General features: G+C 66.7%; 17 protein-coding genes and 1 rRNA gene. 12 read left to right on the plus strand and 6 right to left on the minus strand.

The window, feature by feature from the left end; translation table 11 throughout:
• A 5S ribosomal RNA gene (gene rrf / locus ABIC51_RS40880) occupies positions 1–84 on the plus strand; the annotation flags it as partial.
• Positions 85–334: 250 nt separating this feature from the next.
• Here the strand turns inward: rrf and ABIC51_RS27405 are convergent.
• The 3 genes from ABIC51_RS27405 to ABIC51_RS27415 all read right to left on the minus strand — a co-directional run bounded on the left by ABIC51_RS27405 (position 335) and on the right by ABIC51_RS27415 (position 1,975).
• Positions 335–814 carry a GNAT family N-acetyltransferase gene (locus ABIC51_RS27405; protein WP_034196202.1) on the minus strand — a complete coding sequence of 160 codons (480 nt, stop codon included), beginning with the start codon at positions 812–814 and terminating at the stop codon, positions 335–337.
• A gap of 97 nt (positions 815–911) precedes the next feature.
• Positions 912–1,283, minus strand: coding sequence for a nuclear transport factor 2 family protein (locus ABIC51_RS27410; protein WP_027792234.1), 372 nt, complete (start codon positions 1,281–1,283; stop codon positions 912–914).
• Positions 1,284–1,375: 92 nt separating this feature from the next.
• Positions 1,376–1,975 carry a hypothetical protein gene (locus ABIC51_RS27415; protein ID WP_027792235.1) on the minus strand — a complete coding sequence of 200 codons (600 nt, stop codon included), beginning with the start codon at positions 1,973–1,975 and terminating at the stop codon, positions 1,376–1,378.
• 385 nt (positions 1,976–2,360) lie between these two features.
• On the opposite strand from ABIC51_RS27415, the gene ABIC51_RS27420 reads away from it, so the two are divergent.
• The 3 genes from ABIC51_RS27420 (at position 2,361) to ABIC51_RS27430 (ending at position 7,047) form a co-directional block, all read left to right on the plus strand.
• Entirely contained in the window at positions 2,361–3,866 is a 1,506-nt protein-coding gene (locus tag ABIC51_RS27420; protein ID WP_027792236.1) for an aldehyde dehydrogenase, read from the plus strand.
• An 80-nt stretch (positions 3,867–3,946) separates the two neighbouring features.
• On the plus strand, positions 3,947–5,338 hold the full coding sequence (locus ABIC51_RS27425) for an aspartate aminotransferase family protein (protein ID WP_175901548.1): 1,392 nt from the start codon (positions 3,947–3,949) through the stop codon (positions 5,336–5,338).
• A 299-nt stretch (positions 5,339–5,637) separates the two neighbouring features.
• Positions 5,638–7,047, plus strand: coding sequence for a purine-cytosine permease family protein (locus ABIC51_RS27430; protein ID WP_175901547.1), 1,410 nt, complete (start codon positions 5,638–5,640; stop codon positions 7,045–7,047).
• 12 nt (positions 7,048–7,059) lie between these two features.
• Here ABIC51_RS27430 and ABIC51_RS27435 read toward each other — a convergent pair whose 3' ends face one another.
• Both ABIC51_RS27435 and ABIC51_RS27440 read right to left on the minus strand, forming a co-directional pair.
• Complete coding sequence (locus tag ABIC51_RS27435; protein ID WP_027792239.1) at positions 7,060–8,313, minus strand: SMI1/KNR4 family protein; 1,254 nt, start codon at positions 8,311–8,313, stop codon at positions 7,060–7,062.
• 151 nt (positions 8,314–8,464) lie between these two features.
• Positions 8,465–9,484, minus strand: a complete 1,020-nt coding sequence (locus ABIC51_RS27440; protein ID WP_060172591.1) for an AraC family transcriptional regulator — start codon at positions 9,482–9,484, stop codon at positions 8,465–8,467.
• A gap of 144 nt (positions 9,485–9,628) precedes the next feature.
• Between ABIC51_RS27440 and ABIC51_RS27445 the strand changes: the two genes are divergently transcribed.
• The 3 genes from ABIC51_RS27445 to ABIC51_RS27455 are packed head-to-tail and all read left to right on the plus strand — an operon-like array spanning position 9,629 to position 13,295.
• Complete coding sequence (locus ABIC51_RS27445) at positions 9,629–11,296, plus strand: acyl-CoA synthetase (protein ID WP_175901544.1); 1,668 nt, start codon at positions 9,629–9,631, stop codon at positions 11,294–11,296.
• Between the two features lie 22 nt (positions 11,297–11,318).
• On the plus strand, positions 11,319–12,086 hold the full coding sequence (locus tag ABIC51_RS27450; protein WP_124839707.1) for a 3-hydroxyacyl-CoA dehydrogenase: 768 nt from the start codon (positions 11,319–11,321) through the stop codon (positions 12,084–12,086).
• An 18-nt stretch (positions 12,087–12,104) separates the two neighbouring features.
• On the plus strand, positions 12,105–13,295 hold the full coding sequence (locus ABIC51_RS27455) for an acetyl-CoA C-acetyltransferase (RefSeq protein WP_175901542.1): 1,191 nt from the start codon (positions 12,105–12,107) through the stop codon (positions 13,293–13,295).
• A 141-nt stretch (positions 13,296–13,436) separates the two neighbouring features.
• Here the strand turns inward: ABIC51_RS27455 and ABIC51_RS27460 are convergent, their stop codons facing one another.
• Complete coding sequence (locus ABIC51_RS27460) at positions 13,437–14,129, minus strand: TetR/AcrR family transcriptional regulator (protein WP_027792244.1); 693 nt, start codon at positions 14,127–14,129, stop codon at positions 13,437–13,439.
• 356 nt (positions 14,130–14,485) lie between these two features.
• Between ABIC51_RS27460 and ABIC51_RS27465 the strand changes: the two genes are divergently transcribed.
• The 5 genes from ABIC51_RS27465 (at position 14,486) to hydA (ending at position 21,751) form a co-directional block, all read left to right on the plus strand.
• Entirely contained in the window at positions 14,486–15,766 is a 1,281-nt protein-coding gene (locus tag ABIC51_RS27465) for a Zn-dependent hydrolase (protein WP_175901540.1), read from the plus strand.
• Positions 15,767–15,896: 130 nt separating this feature from the next.
• Positions 15,897–17,234, plus strand: coding sequence for an NAD(P)-dependent oxidoreductase (locus ABIC51_RS27470; protein ID WP_226129532.1), 1,338 nt, complete (start codon positions 15,897–15,899; stop codon positions 17,232–17,234).
• A gap of 67 nt (positions 17,235–17,301) precedes the next feature.
• Positions 17,302–18,621, plus strand: coding sequence for an NAD-dependent dihydropyrimidine dehydrogenase subunit PreA (gene preA, locus ABIC51_RS27475; protein ID WP_027792246.1), 1,320 nt, complete (start codon positions 17,302–17,304; stop codon positions 18,619–18,621).
• A gap of 102 nt (positions 18,622–18,723) precedes the next feature.
• Positions 18,724–20,232, plus strand: coding sequence for an NCS1 family nucleobase:cation symporter-1 (locus ABIC51_RS27480; RefSeq protein WP_175901538.1), 1,509 nt, complete (start codon positions 18,724–18,726; stop codon positions 20,230–20,232).
• A gap of 61 nt (positions 20,233–20,293) precedes the next feature.
• Complete coding sequence (gene hydA, locus ABIC51_RS27485; protein ID WP_146254559.1) at positions 20,294–21,751, plus strand: dihydropyrimidinase; 1,458 nt, start codon at positions 20,294–20,296, stop codon at positions 21,749–21,751.
• The last annotated feature ends 157 nt before the right edge of the window (positions 21,752–21,908 follow it).

Genomic DNA, 21,908 nt, shown 5'->3' on the forward strand with positions numbered 1-21,908 from the left:
CCTTCCCATCCCGAACAGGACCGTGAAACGACTCTACGCCGATGATAGTGCGGATTCCCGTGTGAAAGTAGGTAATCGTCAGGCTCCCTAAGCCAGAAACCCCCGCCCGAAAGGCGGGGGTTTTTGCATTCCAGCGACGGAAATGCGCGAGTGATCGGGATCGGTGGCCTGGCTGCAACCGGGCGCAGAATGCGTCGAGCGATCGGTAGCTCTGCGCTCCCGACGCCTTCCCCATTACACTCCATGCCCCTTGGAACCTCTTCCACAACCGCCGCCGGCACGATTCTCCCGAGTGCGGCATGGTGAGTCATACCGCTTCCTGCTGCCTCACGAGTCAGATCGTGATCCGCAAGATTGGAAAGAACCTGCCCGGGACGATGCTTGATTCCTTTTCACCGATTTTTTCAGCCCCGATCGTCAGATAGAACGGAACCGCATTGGGATCGGCTTCGATCACAAAGCTCCTGATCCCTCTTGAAGCGCTTTCTTTGCGGACCGCTTCCCACAGCGCACGGGCGATACCCCGGCCCATGTGGTCGGGATGGACGAACAGCCATCCGGGTGTCGGGCGATCGGATTCCGACGACGCCCTGACCCAGAACCCGATGATTGCCTCCGCGGATTCCGCGACGTAACCGATCGACCCATCAATCGTTTCCGGTGCAATTGTGAGATCGCTCTGCCACAAGTCGAGCCAGTCCTTCGGATAGCCCCAGTGTGCCTTCGAAATGCGAGCCAGACGCGTGAGTTCGCCCGCGTCCGCGGTACGGGCAGCGCGTACGGTAAATGGTTTGTGCATTTCGTCTCCTGTCATGGTCGACACCTTCGTCGAGGTATCGTCTGGCTCGCATCGACTCAAACAACTCCGGATTCGCAGCTTGCCGACTCGAAGGGAGGCGAGCTCGACGCGACTACATGACCTGCGATGCGTGTCCGGCGACGATGCGCCAGCCGGCATCCGATCGACGCCACAGCCGAGTATAGGCAAACACGCCGTCGAACGCCGTGCCGTCGAAATGGCCGGCGAGCGTCGCCTTCGTTGTGGTCAGGATCATCTCGCCGATCGCGCAGGCGCGCGTTTCTTGCACCTCGAGCTTGTCGAGACGCAGCAGATTCTCGCGATGCGCGGCCAGGTCGTCTTCCTTCGAGATGACCTGGCCGGTCGGAACGGTGAACACCAGGTCGTCGTCCAGCAACGCTTCGAGTGCTTCGACATCGTTGGCCAGCATTGCGGCGCGAAGCGCGGCTTCGCTGGGTTCGATGACTGTACGGATTGCATCCATTTCCGGGCCTCGTATCGTCTCTGAAGGTTTGTGGTTCCGCTCATATCGACGAGCCTCAACAGCAGGCAACATACCGCACCGACGGATACCGCTTACCGCGTGGCCGACAACGATTGACGCCGGACCAGCATCACCACGCAGATGCCGATCGACGCAACGATGTTGACAGCCGGATAGAACGCGACCGCGATACCCCACGTGCTCAATGCCAGCAGTGCCAGTGCGTACTTGAGCACGCACAGCGCGAAATACGCGAGGCTCTCGCTCCACGGATCGCGGATCGTCTTGCGGACGGTCGGGCCGAGGCCGGCAAGTTCGATCAGCGTCACCAGACAGACCGAGATCGTCGGATCGTCAGTCAGTATCCAAAGCGGAATGGCCGACAGGGCCGCGACCAGGAAAAACCAGTCGACGCGCGTCCAGCCGCGTTCGCCGCGAAACACGCTGGCGACCAGCGTCAGAAAGCATGTCACCGCAATCGCCGCCGTGCACCACGCGGACGGCCCGGCACCCGCGACGAACTGGCCGGCAGCCGCGATCGCCGTGACGACCGACCACACGAGCCATGTGAACAGATGCGGACGAACGGTGCGCCGGTAGATCGCGAGCGCGTACGGGATTGCCGCCAGCAACGACACGGCCGTTCCGACGACGCCGAAGATCGAAGCGGCACCCTGATCGACATTCCCCATCGAATGCATCCTTGTTCGCACCGTCCGACCAGTATGTGGTCGGACGGGCCGCGGCGCAATGTCGTGCTGGCCAGGCGTCGCATCGGGTGTCGCGTTGCATCGCACCGGAAAGCCGATGAGGTCGCACGCAAACAAACGGCACCGGGATCGTGCCATGGCAGGAAAACCCACTGCACGCACGCAGGATGAATAGAAATAACCTCTTCAATGAGAAGAAAAACTGTTCTTTCAAATCGCTTTTTGATGATCGACAGTTTGTCGACCGGACGACTGCGGCGATTCACTGCGGTCATGAGCATCGGTTGCGCCCGCTGGCGTCTTTCGTCGGGTCGAGTTCAGGCGAAGAACAACGCACAAACGCCTGGTCGTCAAAACGGAGTCTTGAATGAACCCAACTTCAGCAGAAAACCATCAGCACGCGGACTGGAGACGTCTCGCGGCGCAAGTCGAGCCGAGAACGCTCGCGCATATCGGTGGCCGCAGCGTGCCGGCCCGAAGCGGCCGGACGTTTGCCGCAATCAATCCGGCTACCGAGGCCGTCATCGCGGAAGTTGCGTCGTGCGATACCGCGGACGTCGACGATGCGGTGCGTGCCGCGCGTCACGCGTTCGAATCCGGCGTCTGGTCGCGCTGCGCACCGGCGGAGCGCAAGCGTGTGCTCTGCCGGCTCGGCGAGCTCATCGCATCGCACGGTGCGGAGCTCGCACTGCTCGACTCGCTCAACATGGGCAAGCGCGTGGCGGACGCGTTCAGCATCGACGTGCCGGCCGCAGGAGGGCTGTTCAGCTGGTACGGTGAAGCTGTCGACAAGTTGCACGGCGAAGTTGCGTCGACCGACCCCGGCAACCTCGCGGTCGTCACGCGCGAACCGCTCGGCGTCGTCGGTGCGGTGGTGCCGTGGAATTTCCCGCTCGACATGGTCGCGTGGAAAGTGGCGCCGGCGCTGGCGGCCGGCAACAGCGTCGTGCTGAAGCCGGCGGAACAATCGCCGCTGTCCGCATTGCGTCTCGCCGAGCTGGCGCTCGAGGCCGGCCTGCCGCCGGGTGTGCTGAACGTCGTGCCGGGCTATGGCGAAACCGCGGGGCGGGCGCTCGGGCTGCATCCCGACGTCGACGTGCTCGCATTCACGGGCTCGACGGCCGTCGGCAAGAAATTCCTCGAGTACGCCGCACAGTCGAACATGAAGCAGGTGTGGCTCGAGTGCGGCGGCAAGAGCCCGAACCTGGTCTTCGACGATACGGACGATCTCGATCTTGCCGCACGCAAGGCCTGCTTCGGCATCTTCTTCAACCAGGGCGAGGTGTGTTCCGCGAACTCGCGGCTGCTGGTCCAGCGTTCGATTCACGATGCGTTCGTCGACCGCCTGATTGCGCATGCCGCTGCGTTCATGCCGGGCGATCCGCTCGATCCGGCGAGCGGCATGGGGGCCATCGTCGACGAGCAGCAGCATCGGCGCGTGCGCGAGTGGATCGCACGCGGCCGCGACAGCGCGACGCTCGCGATCGGCGGAGGCGCGCCGCGTGTCGACGGCAAGGGCTACTTCATCGAGCCGACGATCTTCATCGACGTGAAGCCTGACGACGCCATCGCGCGCGAGGAGATCTTCGGGCCGGTGTTGTCGGTGATGGCATTCGACACCGAGGACGAGGCCATCCGGCTCGCGAACGACTCGATCTATGGCCTTGCCGCGTCGGTCTGGACCGGCAGCCTGTCACGCGCACACCGTGTGTCGGGCCGGCTGCGCGCCGGCACGGTGTCCGTCAACACGGTCGATGCGTTGAGCGCGCAGACGCCGTTCGGCGGGTTCCGCCAGTCCGGCTTCGGTCGCGATCTTTCGCTGCATGCGATCGACAAGTACACGGGCCTCAAGACGACCTGGATCAGTTACTGATTCGACGCGGCGGGCCGCAAGCGGCCGCGCCGCGCTACACGACAACGCATTTATCCACACAACGAACCGGAGACTTGCCCATGAACGCGCCCAACTTTCCGCATCGTACGACGCAGAACTATCAACGCAGCGACGCCGCGCATCACCTGCATGCGTTCGTCGACCAGAAGGCGCTGAACGAGGAAGGCGCGCGCGTGATGGTACGCGGCGAAGGTGTCCATCTATGGGACAACGACGGCAACCGCTACCTGGACGGCATGTCCGGGCTCTGGTGCACCAACGTCGGCTATGGTCGGCCGGAGCTGATCGACGCCGCCGCGCGGCAGATGAAGGAACTGTCCTACTACAACATGTTCTTTCACACCACGCACCCCTCGGTGATCGAACTGTCGGAACGTCTGTTCGCGCTGCTCGGCAATCGCTTCAGTCACGTGGTGTATACCAATTCGGGTTCGGAATCGAATGAGGTGCTGATTCGCACCGTACGGCGGTTCTGGGACGTGATGGGCAAGCCCGCGAAGAAGGTGCTGATCGGCCGCGTGAACGGCTATCACGGGTCGACGGTGGGCAGCGCGTCGCTGGGCGGCATGGCATTCATGCACGAAATGGGCGACCTGCCGATTCCGAACATCGCGCACGTGGACGAACCGTACTGGTATGCGAATGGCGCCGACCTGAGCCCCGAGGCATTCGGCAAACAGGCGGCGCTGTCGCTCGAGCGCAAGATTCTCGAGATCGGCGCGGACCGTGTCGCCGCGTTCGTCGCTGAGCCGTTCCAGGGGGCGGGCGGGATGATCTTTCCGCCGGACGGCTACTGGCAGGAGATCGAGCGCATCTGCCGTCAATACGACGTGCTGCTCTGCGCGGACGAAGTGATCGGCGGCTTCGGCCGTACCGGCGAGTGGTTCGCGCACCGCCACTTCGGCTTCGAACCTGACCTGATCTGCGTGGCCAAGGGGCTGACCTCGGGCTACGTGCCGATGGGCGGGCTGATCATGAGCCGGCGCGTGGGCGATGCGCTGGTCGACAAGGGCGGCGTCTATGCGCACGGGCTGACCTATTCGGGGCACCCGGTCGCGGCCGCCGTCGCGCTGGCCAACCTCGACGTGCTCGAGCGCGAAGGCCTCGTCGAACGGACGAAGACCGACACGGGGCCGTATCTGCAGAAGGCGCTGCGCGATGCGTTCGACGGCCATCCGCTCGTCGGCGAGATCCAGGGCGCGGGCGCGGTCGGCGCGATCCAGTTCGCGAAGAACAAGGCGACGCGCGAGCGCTTTGCGAACGAGGCGGACCTGACCTGGCACAGCCGGACGGTCGGGTTCGAACTCGGTGCGATCGTGCGTTCGACGAATGGCCGCCTGATCGTTGCGCCGCCGCTGGTGATCGATCACGCGCAAATCGATGAACTGGTCGACACGATGCGCAAGGCCGTGGATGCCACCGCGCGGGAAGTGCTCGGCATCGACTGCTGACCGTCGAGCGACGCGCTTCCGTCCGGCAACAGACGGGCGGAAGCGCACTGAACCACGGGTTCCGCTCCGGAGGCGGGCCGGATTCGCGCATCCACAGGAGCGGCTGGCCGACGCGTTGAGAATGGAGTGCCGCAGGCGGCAGTCATGTAAAGCGATGCGCTATCGACCGCCTATTGATCAGGAATGCGAATAAGAATGATGAGTTCGTCGCAGAACCCGCGCTTCACGTGCACCTGGCATTCCGGGCCACCCTCCAGCCGCCGAACCCGCGAACACCACAACATAAACAAGGAGACGAAATGAGTCAGGGCGAGTCCATTGCTCATCTCGAGGAAAGCACCATCCAGCCGATTCCGCTGACCGAGCGCCATGGCAGCGCGAAGGACCTGTTCACGATCTGGTTCGGATCGAACATCATGATGCTGACGATCGTCACCGGATCGCTCGCGACCACGGTGTTCAAGCAGCCGTTCTGGTGGGGGGCGCTCGCCACGCTCGTCGGCAGCCTGATCGGCGCGGTCTTCATGGCGCTGCATTCCGCGCAGGGGCCGCAGCTTGGCGTGCCGCAGATGATCCAGACCCGCGGGCAGTTCGGGTCGTTCGGTGCGCTGCTGGTGGTCGCGCTGGTCGTCGTGATGTACGTCGGCTTCTTCGCATCGAACTGCGTGTTCGGCGGGCAGGCGCTGCACAGCCTGGACGCCGGTATTCCGCTCGATGCGGGCGTCGTGGCGATCGGCCTGATCAGCCTGCTCGGATCGATCTATGGCTACAAGCTGATCCACGCGTATGCGCGAATGCTGAGCTGGTGCTCGGGCAGCGTACTCGTGCTGGCGTTCGTCTGGATCATTTTCGTGCATGGATTGCCCGTCGATACCTTCTCGAAGCATTCGCTGAACCTGTCCGGCTTCCTGGGCGCGATGTCGGTCGCCGCGCTGTGGCAGATCGCTTATGCGCCTTACGTGTCGGACTATTCACGCTATCTGCCGCCCGATACCGGGCCGCGCACGGCGTTCTGGTCGAGTTACTGGGGCTGCGTGCTCGGCTCGTTCTTCCCGATGCTGCTCGGCTGCCTGGTGGGCCTTGCGACGCCCGAAGGCAATGTCGTGAGCGGCCTCACGGGCCTCACGCAAGGGATCAGCGTACTCGTGATCGTCGTGCTGTCGTTCGGCATCGCGGCCAGCAATGCGATGGAGCTGTATTGCGGCGCGCTGTCGGCCATCACGGTGCTGCAGACGCTCTTTCCGTCGTGGTCGGGCAAGGCGCGTGCGCGGGCGATCACCGCGATCGTCCTGTGCGCGATTGCGCTCGCGATCGCGTTGTTCGGGCAGGACAATTTCCTCGCCGGCTACACGAACTTCATCCTGCTGCTGCTGTACGTGCTCGTGCCGTGGACCGCGATCAACCTCGTCGACTACTACCTCGTCTGTCACGGCGAGTACGACGTCGATTCGTTCTTCCGGCAGGACGGCGGCATCTACGGACGCTTCAACACGATCGCCGTCGGCTCGTATTTCATCGGCATCGTCGCGCAGGCGCCGTTCATGGCGACCGATCTCTATACCGGCGAACTGGCGAGCCGGCTCGGCGGTGCGGACGTGTCGTGGATCGTCGGCTTGTCGCTGACGTCGCTCGTCTACTACGCAGGCTGCAAACTGTTCTCGCGGCCGCTGCGGGATATCGCCGTAAGCGTCGACGGCGTTTCCCGCTGAGTGCGCGTCACGTCACGGCCTGAATGTCCGCAGGCGCTCGGCGTGGGCTTCGAGCCCGTCGAGGCCGAGATGGTGGTGGAGCTTGCCGGCGCGGACCCGGGCGATGTCGGTCTCGAGTTCGTGCAGCAGCGTCGCGATCGCCGAACGGCAGGCAGACGCCGCATCGGCGCCTTGGGCCGACAGTGCGGCGCCGATCAGGCGCGCGCTGTCGGTGCCGCCGGCGGCGACGCAGCGCGCCATCGCGTCGGCATCCGGCTGCACGCCGGCGTCGAACAGCGCGCGAATCAGTGCGGGCGGCACCATGCCGGACACGGACTCCAGCGAATCCGGCGCGACCGGTGCGCCGGATTCGAGCAATGCGCTCGCGGCAGCAAATTTCTGTCGCCGCAGCGCATAGTCGGCCGGGTTCGAACTGCCGGCGAGTGCCGCGCCGAGATTCGCGATGAGCGGTACCAGTTGCACGGTGAGCGCTGCGTCGTCGTGGTCGATCGCATGTCGCAACGCGTGGCGCGCGAGCGCCGGTTGGGCGGCGAGCGTGCCGTCGGCGAGCGGTGTGCGCCAGTCGATCACGGCCCGGCGATAGAACGCGATGACCTTGTCTCCCAGCGATGCCGACAGGCCATGCTCGGCCTGGCGTTCGTCGATATAGTCGAGCAACGTCGCGCCGGTGCCGTTTTCGTTGCCGGGTTCCAGCGGGCCCGCATTGAGCTGCAGGGCGCCGAATGCCGCGTACAGGTCCGGCGCGACCGTCGCGAGGCCGTCCTCGTGCATCGCGCCGCGCCACGCGGGCGGCAGCCCCTGTTTCCACGCGAGCACGTGGCCGCGATCCTTCGCATCGGGGTCCGTCACGATGTAGATGCGGTCGCAGTACTCGAATCCGCCGAACGGCAACACGTCGAGCCTGCCGCTCCACGGGCGTGAATGCTCGTCGGCGGCTTCCTCGGCCAGTTCGAGTTCGTGGTCGATCCAGCCTTCCAGGTCGCGGTAGCCGTTGCTGCCGTTGTAGAACAGCTCCCCCCAGCTGATGGCTTCGATGTGTCCGTTCATCTCCAGCGTCAGGTCGTAGTCGAGGCTGCCGCCGGCCGTCGTGCGCCACAGCTCGAGTAGTGCGGGCGGAAGGTCGCCGTGACAGCGGGCCTGCACGGCCGCGATCTGGTCGGCCGGCATCGGTGGCTGAGCGTCGAAGATCACGCGGTCGGCAAACAGCACGATGCCGTGCGCGCGCAGTTCAGCCAGTTCAGTGTCGGAAAAGTCGGTGGCTTGCATAGGAGCGGGAGCGGTAGTGGTGGGTCGTGTCTTCGCCGTCGCTTGCCGACAACCATCGACAACGAACGGCAGCCGGCAGGTCGCATCGTATCAGCGTCGAGTGAGCGTTTCCATGTCGGCCCAGCACGCCTGTCGACGACCGCCTGCCGCGTCATCCGCTCGCACTTCCCGGTTCCGCCTCGGCCGCATGCACGTCCCGACGGAACGCGCCGGGGCTCGTGCCCGTCCATTTCCGGAACGCGCGATGAAACGCGCTCGGCTCGGTGAAGCCGAGCTCGACCGCGATCTCCGCGACGCTGAGCGTGTGCCCGCGCAGCAGCGACTGGGCGAGCGCGCCGCGCAACTCGTCCTTGATTGCCGCGAAGCTTTGCCCTTCGCTGCGCAGACGCCGCCGCAGCGTCGCGGGCGTCGTGCCGACGCGCACGGCCAGCGTATCGAAGTCGGGCCACTCGGCGGCCGGCAGCATCTTCAGCTGCGCGCGCGTTTTCGCGACCCAGCCCGTATCGTGCCGGTAGCGCACGAGCAGGTTGCCGGGCGCGCCGCGCAGGAAGGTCTTCAGCGCCTGCTCGGAGCGGATCGTCGGCAGCGCGAGGTAGGCGGCGTTGAATGCGAGCCGGCTGTCGGGCCGGTCGAAATGCACGGGCACGCCGAAGAACTGGTGATAGTCGCTGCGCTGGTCGGGGCTCGGGCACGCGAAGTCGATGCGTTGCAGCGGGATGCGCCGGCCGATCAGCCAGCATGCGACGCCCAGGAGGATCAGCCAGAACGTCCGGTACGCGAACGCCGGGTAGGGCGCGCCCGTCTGCGTCAGCACGATCTGCGCCTGCCCGTCGGCCACGACGAGCTCGCCGTGCGGCTCGTCCAGCACCACGCGCAGGAACTGCAGCGCGCGCCGCAGCGCCTTGTCGAGCGTGCCGGCGTGCAGCACCGCGTGGCAGAGCAGCGTGAAGCTGCCGTGCCGCATCGGGCGCGCGGCGAGCCCGAAGAATTCGTCGTCGAGGGCGCCGGCGATCGCGAGCCACAGCCTGCCGTACTGCTGCGGCGTGACGGGCTCGCGCACGGCGGCCGGCAGGCCGGCGGCGCGCAGCACGGGCGCCGTCGCAATGCGTTGCCGGCGCAGGCACGCGAGCGCGTCGTCGACGAAATCCGGCGAAATCATCTGCGGCCCCATTTTCCTGCATCCTCCCGACATGGCAAAAGCGATCACGATTCTAGATTCCGTTTGTCATTGATTGCAATGTGGGGGCTGTCTACTATCGAGCTATCCCCGTCGCGCCCCTGGCTCGCCGGGGGCCATAACGCACAGGAGACACGCATGCCTGATGGAGCTACCGCCCGGGCGGTGCCGGCCTACGCCGACGCCGTGGCCCGATTCAGTATCGAGACCGCCGCGCAGCAATTGCACGGCGACCTGGAGCGCGGCCTGAACGCGTGCGTGGAATGCTGCGACCGGCACGCCTCCGCGGACGCGATCGCGCTCGACTGGATCGACGCCGGCGGGCAGCACCGCCGCTACACGTTTGCGCAGATGAAGGCGCTGTCGGCACGCGTCGCGAACCTGCTGGTCGCGCAGGGCGTGAAGCCGGGCGACGTGGTGGCGGGCCTGTTGCCGCGCACGCCCGAACTCGTCGCGACGATCCTCGGCACGTGGCGCGCGGGCGCCGTCTACCAGCCGCTGTTCACCGCGTTCGGCCCGAAGGCGATCGAGCACCGGCTGCGCATGAGCGACGCGCGCCTGGTCGTGACCAACGTCGCGAATCGCGCGAAGCTCGACGAGATCGCCGCTTGCCCGACCGTTGCGACGGTGCGCGAGCCGGGCGAGACGCTGCCGGAAAACGACATCGATTTCCGTGCGGCGCTCGATGCGCGGTCCGACTCGTTCGAACCGGTGCTGCGCAAGGGGTCCGACCTGTTCATGATGATGTCGACGTCGGGCACGACGGGTTTGCCGAAGGGCGTGCCGGTGCCGCTGCGCGCGCTGCTCGCGTTCGGCGCGTACATGCGCGAAGCGGTCGACCTGCGTGCGGGCGACCGGTTCTGGAACATCGCCGATCCGGGCTGGGCATATGGGCTCTATTACGCGATCACGGGCCCGCTGATGCTCGGCCACGCGACGACGCTCTATGAGGGCAGCTTCACGGTCGACAGCACGTACGACGTGATCGAACGGCTCGGGATCACGAGCCTCGCCGGCTCGCCGACTGCGTTCCGGATGCTGATGGCGGCCGGGACGGAAGCGGCGGCGCGGCTGAAGGGCAAGCTGCGCGTGGTCAGCAGTGCGGGCGAGCCGCTGAATCCGGAAGTCGTGCGCTGGTTCGACGCGGCGCTCGGCGCGCCGATCTACGATCACTACGGCCAGACTGAACTCGGGATGGTCGTGAACAACCACCACGGCCTCGCGCATGCCGTCCACGCCGGTTCGGCCGGCTTCGCGATGCCCGGCTACCGCGTCGCGGTGCTCGACGAAGCGAGCCGCGAACTCGGCCCCGGCGAGCCCGGCAACCTCGCAATCGACATCGCGCGCTCGCCGCTGCTGTGGTTCCACGGCTACTGGCAGCAGGACACGCCGGCGATCGCGGGCGGCTATTACCGGACCGGCGACAACGTCGAGCTCGAGCCGGACGGCACCGTGAGCTTCATCGGCCGCGCGGACGACGTGATCACGTCGTCCGGCTACCGGATCGGCCCGTTCGATGTGGAAAGCGCGCTGATCGAGCATCCGGCCGTGAGCGAGGCCGCCGTCATCGGCGTGCCCGATGCGGAGCGCACGGAGATCGTCAAGGCGTTCGTCGTGCTGTCGAACGACTTCGACGGCACGCCGGCACTGGCCGAGGAACTGAGCCAGCACGTGAAGCGGCGGCTGTCCGCTCACGCTTATCCCCGCGCGATCGAATTCGTCGACGCGCTGCCCAAAACCCCGAGCGGCAAGATCCAGCGCTTCGTGTTGCGCAAGATGGAAGCCGACAAGGTCGCTCAACCCTGAACACACACTGTACGGATTGCGAATGGATATCAAGGATCGCGTTTTTCTGATCACGGGCGCCGGGTCGGGCCTCGGCGCCGCGGTGGCGCGCATGGTGGTCGCGGAAGGCGGCAAGGCCGTGCTGCTGGACGTCAACGAAGAGGCCGGTGCGGGCCTCGCGCACGCGCTCGGCGAGGCTGCACGCTTCGTGAAGACCGACGTGACGAGCGAAGCCGACGGCCAGGCGGCCATCGCCGCCGCGCGTGACGCGTTCGGCCGCATCGACGCGCTCGTCAACTGCGCGGGCGTCGCGCCGGGCGAGAAGGTGGTGGGCCGCGATGGTCCGCATTCGCTCGACCGCTTCGCGCGCGCGGTGTCGATCAATCTGGTCGGTACGTTCAACATGATCCGGCTGGCCGCCGAAGCGATGTCGAAGCAGGACGCCAATGCGGAAGGCGAGCGCGGCGTGATCGTCAACACCGCATCGGTCGCGGCGTTCGACGGGCAGATCGGGCAGGCCGCGTATGCGGCTTCGAAGAGCGGCGTCGTGGGCATGACGCTGCCGATCGCGCGCGAGCTCGCGCGGTTCGGCATTCGCGTGGTGACGGTCGCGCCGGGCATCTTCGCGACGCCGATGATGGCCGGCATGCCGCAGGACGTGCAGGACGCGCTCGGCAAGAGCGTGCCGTTCCCGCCGCGGCTCGGCCGCCCGGAAGAATTTGCGGCGCTGGTGCGCCACATCGCCGAAAACACGATGCTGAACGGCGAAGTCATCCGTCTCGATGGCGCGTTGCGCATGGCACCGCGCTGACACTGGAGGAAGCGAATCATGACGACTCAGGATCCGATCGTAATCGTTGGCACGGCGCGTACGCCGATGGGTGGTTTTCAGGGCGACCTGGCGGCGGCCAGCGCGAGCGATCTCGGCGCGGTGGCGATTCGCGCGGCGCTCGAGCGCGCGAACGTGCCGGCCGAGCGTATCGATGAAATCGTGTTCGGCTGCGTGCTGCCGGCGGGCCAGGGCCAGGCACCGGCCCGGCAGGCCGCGCTGAAGGCCGGACTGCCGCTCGGGGCAGGCGCGACCACGGTCAACAAGATGTGCGGCTCGGGGATGAAGGCCGCGATGTTCGCGCACGACCTGTTGCTGGCGGGCTCGGCGGGTGTCGCCGTCGCGGGCGGGATGGAGAGCATGACGAACGCGCCGTACCTGCTGCCGAAGGCGCGCGCGGGGATGAGGATGGGTCACGGGCAGGTGCTCGACCACATGTTCCTCGACGGGCTCGAGGACGCGTACGAGAAGGGCCGCCTGATGGGCACGTTCGCGGAGGATTGTGCGCAGGCGTACCAGTTCACGCGCGACGCACAGGATGCGTTCGCGATCGCGTCGCTGACGCGCGCGCAACGCGCGATCGCCGAAGGGCATTTCGTGTCGGAGATCGCGCCGGTGACCGTGAAGGCCGGCAAGTCCGAAACCGTCGTGTCGATCGACGAACAGCCGGGCAAGGCGAAACTCGACAAGATCCCGACGCTGAAGCCGGCCTTCCGCGACGGCGGCACGGTGACGGCCGCCAATGCGTCGTCGATCTCGGACGGCGCGGCCGCGCTCGTGATGATGCGCCGCTCGGAAGCCGAGCGCCTGGGCCTCACGCCGAAGGCCGTGATCGTCGGGCATTCGACCTACGCGGACAAACCGGGCCTGTTCGCGACCGCGCCGATCGGCGCACTGCGCAAGCTGTCGGAGAAAACCGGCTGGAACCTGCGCGACGTCGACATGTTCGAGATCAACGAAGCGTTCGCGGTGGTACCGATGGCCGCGATGCGCGATCTCGACCTGCCGCACGAGAAGGTCAACGTGCACGGCGGCGCGTGCGCGCTCGGCCATCCGATCGGTGCGTCGGGTGCGCGCGTGATGGTGACGCTGCTGGCCGCGCTCGAGACGTATGGCCTGAAGCGCGGCATCGCATCGCTGTGCATCGGCGGTGGCGAGGCGACGGCCATCGCGATCGAGCGCGTTGCTTGACGCGTAGTACAAACGTAACGACGCACACGCGCGATACGGCACGCTGACCGTATCGCGCTACGGGCGAAGGGCATCGCGCAGGCCTCTCTGCGCGTCGACCTTCGCCCGCTTCGTTTTCAGTGAATGGCGATTCGCGTTGCCCTACGCCTTCGCGTGCGGCGATACCGCCCCGCACGCACGAATCACGAGCTGCACGACCTGCTCGGTCTGCTCGTCGAACGCCTTCTGCGTGAACGCACGCTTGCCGCTCAGCGCGCGGATCTGCGCATCGAAATCCGCGTAGTGCTGCGTGGTCGCCCAGATCAGGTACATCAGCGCGTGCGCGTCGATCGGCGCGAGCAGCCCGCGTGCGATCCAGCCGTCGATCACCTTCACGCGCGTGTCGAACCACGGCTTCACGCGTTGCGACAGGATGTCCTGCATGTGCTCCGCGCCATGGATGATCTCGTTGGCCCAGACCTTCGAGCCGAGCGGGCGCCGTCGCGACAGATCCATCTTCGCGCGCACGTAGCCGCCGATCGCTTCCACTGGATCGTCGCCGGCCTCGAACGTGCCGGCCGCGCGATGCCAGTCCTCGAACAGGTCGTCGAGCACGCGGCGGTATAGCGCGAGCTTCGTCGGGAAGTAGTAATGCAGGTTGGCTTTCGGCAAGCCCGCGCGCTCCGCGATCATCGCGGTGCTTGCGCCGTCGAGCCCGCGCTCCGCGAACACGGCCTCCGCACACGCGAGCAGATGCGCTTCGTTGGACTCGCGGATGTGTGCCTTGCGTCGCCGCAAAGGCGCGGACGTTTCGTCGCTGTCGGTCGCTTCGGCTGTCGCCTCGTCATGTCTCATCGTTACCCTCGCGCGGCGGGCATGCCGCGTTGGGCTTCATTCTAGCCGCTGATCCGCGTCGAACGCACACATGCGGAAACGGCGCATCCGCAGCGATGCTGCGTTGCGATGGCACGTTTCTCGCTCTATCGATCCACGAAAGAAAGACATTGCTTTGGTCATTTTGATCGTCTAAAACCTGTCCAATCGGACAGGATTCGACGAGCGGCGGAAGGCAGTTCCGGCGATTCGTCGGACGAACTTCGCGCACGACTGGGACATGCACCGTGCATGGGCGGGATTGCCCCGAAACAGGTATTGCACGCACCGGCACAGACCGGGCTGACGACATCACCGACCCCACAGGAGCGATACGAATGAACGCGGTATCGGAAACAGTGAAGCGGACAGCTTTCGACACGTCGATCAAGGTCGACGGCAAGCGGTTGTGGGACAGCCTGATGGAAGTCGCGAAGATCGGCGCGACGCCGAAGGGCGGCGTGTGCCGCCTCGCGCTGACCGATCTCGACAAGGCCGGCCGCGACCTGATCGTCGGCTGGGCGAAGGCCGCCGGCTGCACGGTGACGGTCGATACGATGGGCAACGTGTTCATGCGCCGCGCGGGCCGCGTGGCCGATGCGGCGCCGGTCGTTACCGGCTCGCACGCGGATTCGCAGCCGACGGGCGGCCGCTTCGACGGCATCTACGGCGTGCTCGGCGGCCTCGAGGTGATTCGCAGTCTCAACGATCACGGCATCGAGACCGAGCATCCGGTCGAGGTCGTGATCTGGACCAACGAGGAAGGCTCGCGCTTCGCGCCCGCGATGGTCGCATCCGGCGTATTCGCGGGCGTCTTCCCGCTCGAATACGGGCTGTCGCGCAAGGACGTGGACGGCAAGACGATCGGCGAGGAACTGGCGCGCATCGGCTACGCGGGCGACGTGCCGTGCGGCGCGCGCAAGCTGCACGCGGCGTTCGAACTGCATATCGAGCAGGGGCCGATACTCGAAGCGGAGTGCAAGACGATCGGCGTCGTGACCGACGCGCAGGGGCAGCGCTGGTACGAGATCACGTTCACCGGCCAGGAAGCGCATGCGGGGCCGACGCCGATGCCGCGCCGGCGCGATGCGTTGCTCGGTGCGTCGCGCGTGGTCGATCTGGTCAACCGGATCGGCCTCGATCATGCGCCGTTCGGCTGCGCGACGGTCGGCATGATGCAGGTCTACCCGAACTCGCGCAACGTGATTCCCGGACGCGTGTTCTTCACCGTCGATTTCCGTCATCCGGACGACGCGGTGCTCGCGAAGATGGATGCTGCATTGCGCGACGGTGTGGCGCGCATCGCGGCCGACATCGGGCTCGAGACCCAGCTCGAGCAGATTTTCTATTACAAGCCGGTCGCGTTCGACTCCGCATGCGTGGAAGCGGTGCGCGGTGCGGCCGACCGCTTCGGCTACTCGCATCGCGACATCGTATCGGGCGCGGGGCACGATGCGTGTTATCTCGCCCAGGTCGCGCCGACGTCGATGGTGTTCGTGCCGTGTGTCGACGGGATCAGCCACAACGAGATCGAGGACGCGACGCCTGCATGGATCGAGGCCGGCGCGAACGTGCTGCTGCACGCGATGCTGTCGCGCGCATGCGAGCCGGCTTCATGACGCAAGGATCGTAGCAGCCGGCAGGCTGCGTACCGCCTGACTGTAGCATTCCTGATAATGATGACCGCCCCGACTGTGCATTCGCAGCCGGCGGGGACGGCTTTGTCTCCACCCAGTCGAAGGAACGCGTATGACCACCAAGCCAACCGGCGATATCGCCGCGCATCGCCTGTCGTCCACGCAACTCTCGTGCGAATTCGCCGATATCGCGCCGCTGCTCGATCCGACCGCGGCAGCGGCCGCCGCCAGCCGCTGCCACTACTGCTACGACGCACCGTGCGTGCAGGCCTGCCCGACGCAGATCGACATCCCGAGCTTCATCCGCAAAATCGGCAACGGCAACCTGAAGGGCGCCGCGACCGACATCCTGTCGGCGAATCCGCTCGGCGGGATGTGCGCACGCGTGTGCCCGACCGAGATCCTGTGCGAAGGCGCATGCGTGCGCAACCACCAGGATGCGCAGCCCGTTGCGATCGGCGCGCTGCAGCGGCATGCGACCGACTGGGCGATGGCGACCGGCGCGGTGCGCTTCACGCGCGCGCCCGACACGGGCCGCCACGTCGCGGTGGTCGGTGCGGGGCCGGCTGGGCTCGCGTGTGCGCACCGGCTCGCGCTCGCCGGGCATCGCGTCACGCTGTTCGACGCACGCCCGAAGGCCGGCGGTCTCAACGAGTACGGGATCGCCGCGTACAAGACCGTCGACGATTTCGCGCAACGTGAAGTCGAGTGGCTGCTGTCGGTGGGCGGCATCACGCTGCAGACTGGCGTCGCGCTTGGCCGCGACGTCACGCTGGACGCGCTGCGCGAGCAACACGACGCGGTGTTTCTCGCGATGGGCCTCGCCGGCGTGCGCGCGCTCGCGATTGACGGCGAACAACTGGACGGCGTGATGAACGCAGTCGACTTCATCGAGCAGGTACGGCAGGCCGACGCGCTGGAGAACGTGCCGGTCGGGCGGCGCGTGGTCGTGATCGGCGGCGGCAATACGGCCATCGATGCGGCGGTGCAAAGCCGCAAGCTCGGCGCCGATCGCGTGACGATGGTGTACCGGCGTGGCGTGGACGCGATGAGCGCGACGTGGGCCGAGCGCGAATTCGCGCAGAAGAGCGGCGTCACGCTCGTCACGCACGCGAAACCCGTGCGCATGGCGGGCGTGAACGGGCAGGTGACGGGTGTCGAGTTCGAGGCGGCATCGGGCGAGCGTTTCACCGTCGAAGCGGACATGGTGCTGAAGGCGATCGGCCAGACGCTGGTGCCGGACGATGGCGCAGCCGCGCTGCTGACCGCGGACGCCACGCGTATCGCGGTGGATGCGGACGGGCGCACCGCATGGCCCGACGTGTGGGCCGGCGGCGACTGCGCGGCGACGGGCGGCATCGACCTCACGGTGCAGGCCGTGCAGGACGGCAAGCGCGCGGCCGCGTCGATCGACGCGGCGCTCGCGCAACGCGACGCGAAGGCCGCGTGAGCGCACCGCGCGCATCACATACCACCACGAGCACAACGAACACGACCCCACTCTCACGGAGCCGAACATGGCCGACCTTCGCTGCACCATCGCGGGCATCACTTCGCCGAATCCCTTCTGGCTGGCGTCCGCGCCGCCGACCGACAAGGCCTACAACGTGAACCGCGCGTTCGAGGCGGGCTGGGGCGGTGTCGTGTGGAAGACGCTCGGGCTCGATCCGCACGTCGTCAACGTCAGTTCGCGCTACGGCGCCGTGCAGTGGAACGGCCAGCGCATCGCTGGGCTGAACAACATCGAGCTGATCACCGACCGTCCGCTCGACGTGAACCTGAGAGAGATCGCGCAGGTGAAGCGCGACTGGCCGGAACGCGCGCTGATCGTGTCGCTGATGGTGCCGTGCAACGAGCGGGACTGGAAATGGATCTTGCCGCTCGTCGAGGATACGGGCGCCGACGCGGTCGAGCTGAACTTCGGCTGTCCGCACGGGATGAGCGAGCGCGGAATGGGGGCGGCGGTCGGGCAGGTGCCCGAATACGTGGAGATGGTCACGCGCTGGGTGAAGGAAGGCACGAAGCTGCCGTGCCTCGTGAAGCTCACGCCGAACATCAGCGATATCCGGATGGGGTCGCGCGCCGCGTACAAGGGCGGCGCGGACGGCGTGTCGCTGATCAACACGATCAACTCGATCGTTGCGGTCGATCTCGACCACATGGCGCCGATGCCGACCGTGGACGGCAAGGGCACGCACGGCGGCTATTGCGGCCCGGCGGTGAAGCCGATCGCGTTGAACATGGTCGCGGAGATCGCGCGCGACCCGGAAACGCCGAACCTGCCGATCTCCGGCATCGGCGGCATCTCGTCGTGGCGCGACGCCGCCGAGTTCATGGTGCTCGGCGCCGGCAGCGTGCAGGTGTGCACCGCGGCGATGCATTATGGATTCCGGATCGTGTCGGACCTCGCCGACGGCCTGTCGAACTGGATGGACGAGAAGGGTTACGCGACGCTCGACGATATCCGCGGCCGCGCGGTGCCGAACGTGACCGACTGGAAATACCTGAACCTGAAGTACGACATCAAGGCGCGCATCGACCAGGATCGCTGCATCCAGTGCGGGCTGTGCCATATCGCGTGCGAGGACACGTCGCACCAGGCGATCACGGCGACGAAGGACGGCGTGCGTCACTTCGAAGTGGTGGACTCGGAATGCGTCGGGTGCAATCTTTGCATGCATGTGTGTCCGGTCGAGCAGTGCATCACGATGGAGCGTGTCGATTCGGGCGACTACGCGAACTGGACCACGCATCCGAACAATCCGGCGAGCGCGGACGCGGGGGCGAGTGCAGGTGCGGGGGCGGCACCCGAGAAGCACGCGAAGAAGGCTGCCTGACCGGCGTCCGGCGGCGCGGGAGAGCCCCGCATCGCCGCTTTTCGTTCCACCCGGGCCGGCATCGCATGGTGCCGGCGCCGACGTTTTCGTGGAGTGCGTTCGATGAATCACGCAGCGAATCCCGCCGATCCCGATGGCGCCGCGGCGCAGGGCGGCAGCCTGTACAACGACGACCTCGCGCCGACGACGCCGGCGCAGCGCACGTGGAAGTGGTATCACTTCGCGGCGCTCTGGGTCGGGATGGTGATGAACATTGCGTCGTACATGCTTGCGGCGGGGCTGATCCAGGAAGGCATGTCGCCGTGGCAGGCCGTGGCGACCGTGTTGCTCGGCAACCTGATCGTGCTCGTGCCGATGCTGCTGATCGGTCATGCGGGCGCGAAGCACGGGATTCCATACGCGGTGCTCGTGCGCGCGTCGTTCGGCACGCAGGGCGCGAAGCTGCCGGCGCTGTTGCGCGCGATCGTCGCGTGCGGCTGGTACGGGATCCAGACCTGGCTCGGCGGCAGTGCGATCTATACGCTGCTGAACATCCTGACCGGCAACGCGCTGCACGGCGCCGCGCTGCCGGTTATCGGCATCGGGTTCGGGCAGCTCGTGTGCTTTCTCGTGTTCTGGGCGCTGCAGCTCTACTTCATCTGGCACGGCACCGATTCGATCCGATGGCTCGAGAGCTGGTCCGCGCCGATCAAGGTCGTGATGTGCGTGGCGCTCGTGTGGTGGGCGACGTCGAAGGCGGGCGGCTTCGGCACGATGCTGTCGGCGCCGTCGCAGTTCGCGGCGGGCGGCAAGAAGGCCGGGCTGTTCTGGGCGACCTTCTGGCCGGGCCTGACCGCGATGGTCGGCTTCTGGGCGACGCTCGCGCTGAACATCCCCGATTTCACGCGCTTCGCGCATTCGCAGCGCGACCAGGTGATCGGCCAGTCGATCGGGCTGCCGTTGCCGATGGCGCTGCTGTCGGTGGTGTCGGTCGTCGTGACGTCCGCGACCGTCGTGATCTACGGCAACGCGATCTGGGACCCGATCGACCTGACGAGCCGGATGACGGGCATCGGCGTGGGCATCGCGCTCGTGATCCTCACGCTCGACACGATGTGCTGCAACCTCGCCGCGAATCTCGTCGGCCCGGCCTACGATTTCTCGAGCCTGTGGCCGAAGGCGATCTCGTACCGCACCGGCGGGATGATCACCGCGACCATCGCGATCGTGATGATGCCGTGGAAGATCCTCGCGACGACGGACGGCTACATCTTCACCTGGCTCGTCGGCTATTCGGCGCTGCTCGGGCCCGTGGCGGGGATCATGATGGTCGACTACTTCCTGATTCGCGGCACGCGGCTCGACACGCGCGCGCTGTTCGACGAACGCGGCGGCTTCAGCTACGCGCGCGGCTGGAACCCGGCCGCGCTGGCCGCGCTCGCGGTCGGCGTGCTGCCGAACCTGCCCGGCTTCCTGCACACGGCATTTCCGGCGTCGTTCCCGAACGTGCCGGTGTTCTTCAACACGCTTTACACGTACGCGTGGTTCGTCGGCCTCGTGCTGGCGTCGGGCGTGTACGGCACCTGGATGAAGTGGCGCGCCGGACAGCGCGCGCAGATCGCGAGCGCATGACACGCGCGATGCGCTTGATGCGTGCGATGCGGCACCCGACAGTCAACGAGGAGGCAACCCCATGGCAATCCTGATTCGCGGCGGCACCGTGGTCGATGCGGACCGCTCCTATCGCGCCGACGTTCTGTGCGCGGACCCTGAAGACGGCGGCACGATCCTCCAGATCGCCGAGCAGATCGACGCGCCGGCCGGCGCGAGCGTCGTCGACGCGCACGACCAGTACGTGATGCCGGGCGGCATCGATCCGCATACGCACATGGAACTGCCGTTCATGGGCACGACCGCGAGCGACGATTTCTACTCGGGCACGGCCGCCGGGCTCGCCGGCGGCACGACGAGCATCATCGACTTCGTGATCCCGAGCCCGAAGCAGCCGCTGATGGACGCGTTCCGCGAATGGCGCGGCTGGGCGGAAAAGGCGGCGGCCGACTACGGCTTCCACGTGGCCGTGACGTGGTGGGACGAGAGCGTGCATCGCGACATGGGTACGCTCGTGCGCGAGCACGGCGTGTCGAGTTTCAAGCACTTCATGGCGTACAAGAACGCGATCATGGCCGACGACGAGGTGCTCGTGAACAGCTTCTCGCGTTCGCTCGAACTCGGCGCGCTGCCGACCGTGCACGCCGAGAACGGCGAGCTCGTGTTCCAGCTGCAGAAGGCGCTGCTCGCGCGCGGGATGACGGGACCGGAGGCGCATCCGCTGTCGCGGCCGCCGGAGGTCGAGGGCGAGGCCGCGAACCGCGCGATCCGCATCGCGCAGGTGCTCGGTGTGCCCGTGTACATCGTGCACGTCTCCGCGAAGGACGCGGTGGATGCGATCACGCGCGCGCGCAGCGAAGGGCTGCGCGTGTTCGGTGAGGTGCTGCCGGGGCACCTGGTGATCGACGAGGCCGTTTATCGCGATCCGGACTGGACGCGCGCGGCCGCGCACGTGATGAGCCCGCCGTTCCGCTCGGCCGAGCATCGCGAGGCGCTGTGGCGCGGGCTGCAGGCGGGGCAACTGCATACGACGGCGACCGACCACTGCGTGTTCTGCGCGTCGCAGAAGGCGATGGGCCGCGACGATTTCACGAAGATTCCGAACGGCTGCGGCGGTGTCGAGGATCGCATGTCGGTGCTGTGGCATCACGGCGTGAATCACGGCCGCATCACGCCGAACGAGTTCGTGCGGATCACGTCGACGAACGCCGCGCAGATCTTCAACCTGTATCCGCGCAAGGGCGCCGTGCAGGTGGGCGCCGATGCGGACCTCGTCGTGTGGGACCCTGCCGCGACGAAGACGATCTCGGTGAAGACCCATCATCAGCAGGTCGACTTCAACGTGTTCGAGGGGATGACGGTGCAGGGCGTCGCGACGCATACGCTCACGCGCGGCGCGGTCGCGTGGGCCGACGGCGAATTGCGCGCGGTGCGCGGTGCGGGCCGCTACCTGAAGCGCCCGCCGGCGGCCGGCTACTACGAGGCCGCGCGGATCGCGAACCGGCTGCGCGAACCGCATCCGGTCGAGCGCGCCGGCTGAACGGTGCGTAACGTGTGTAACGTGCGGGGCGTGTCGGGTCGAGCGGCACGCCCCGCATGCTTCCTCTTGCCTTCCCGTGCATGCCGGAACCGCTTCTGTTTGCTGCTCACCATCCCGCCAATTCTCTCAGTATTTGGGACGGATCGTAGCGTGATCC

The sequence above is a fragment of the Burkholderia sp. 572 genome, from assembly GCF_040545135.1.
GTDB lineage: Bacteria > Pseudomonadota > Gammaproteobacteria > Burkholderiales > Burkholderiaceae > Burkholderia > Burkholderia cepacia.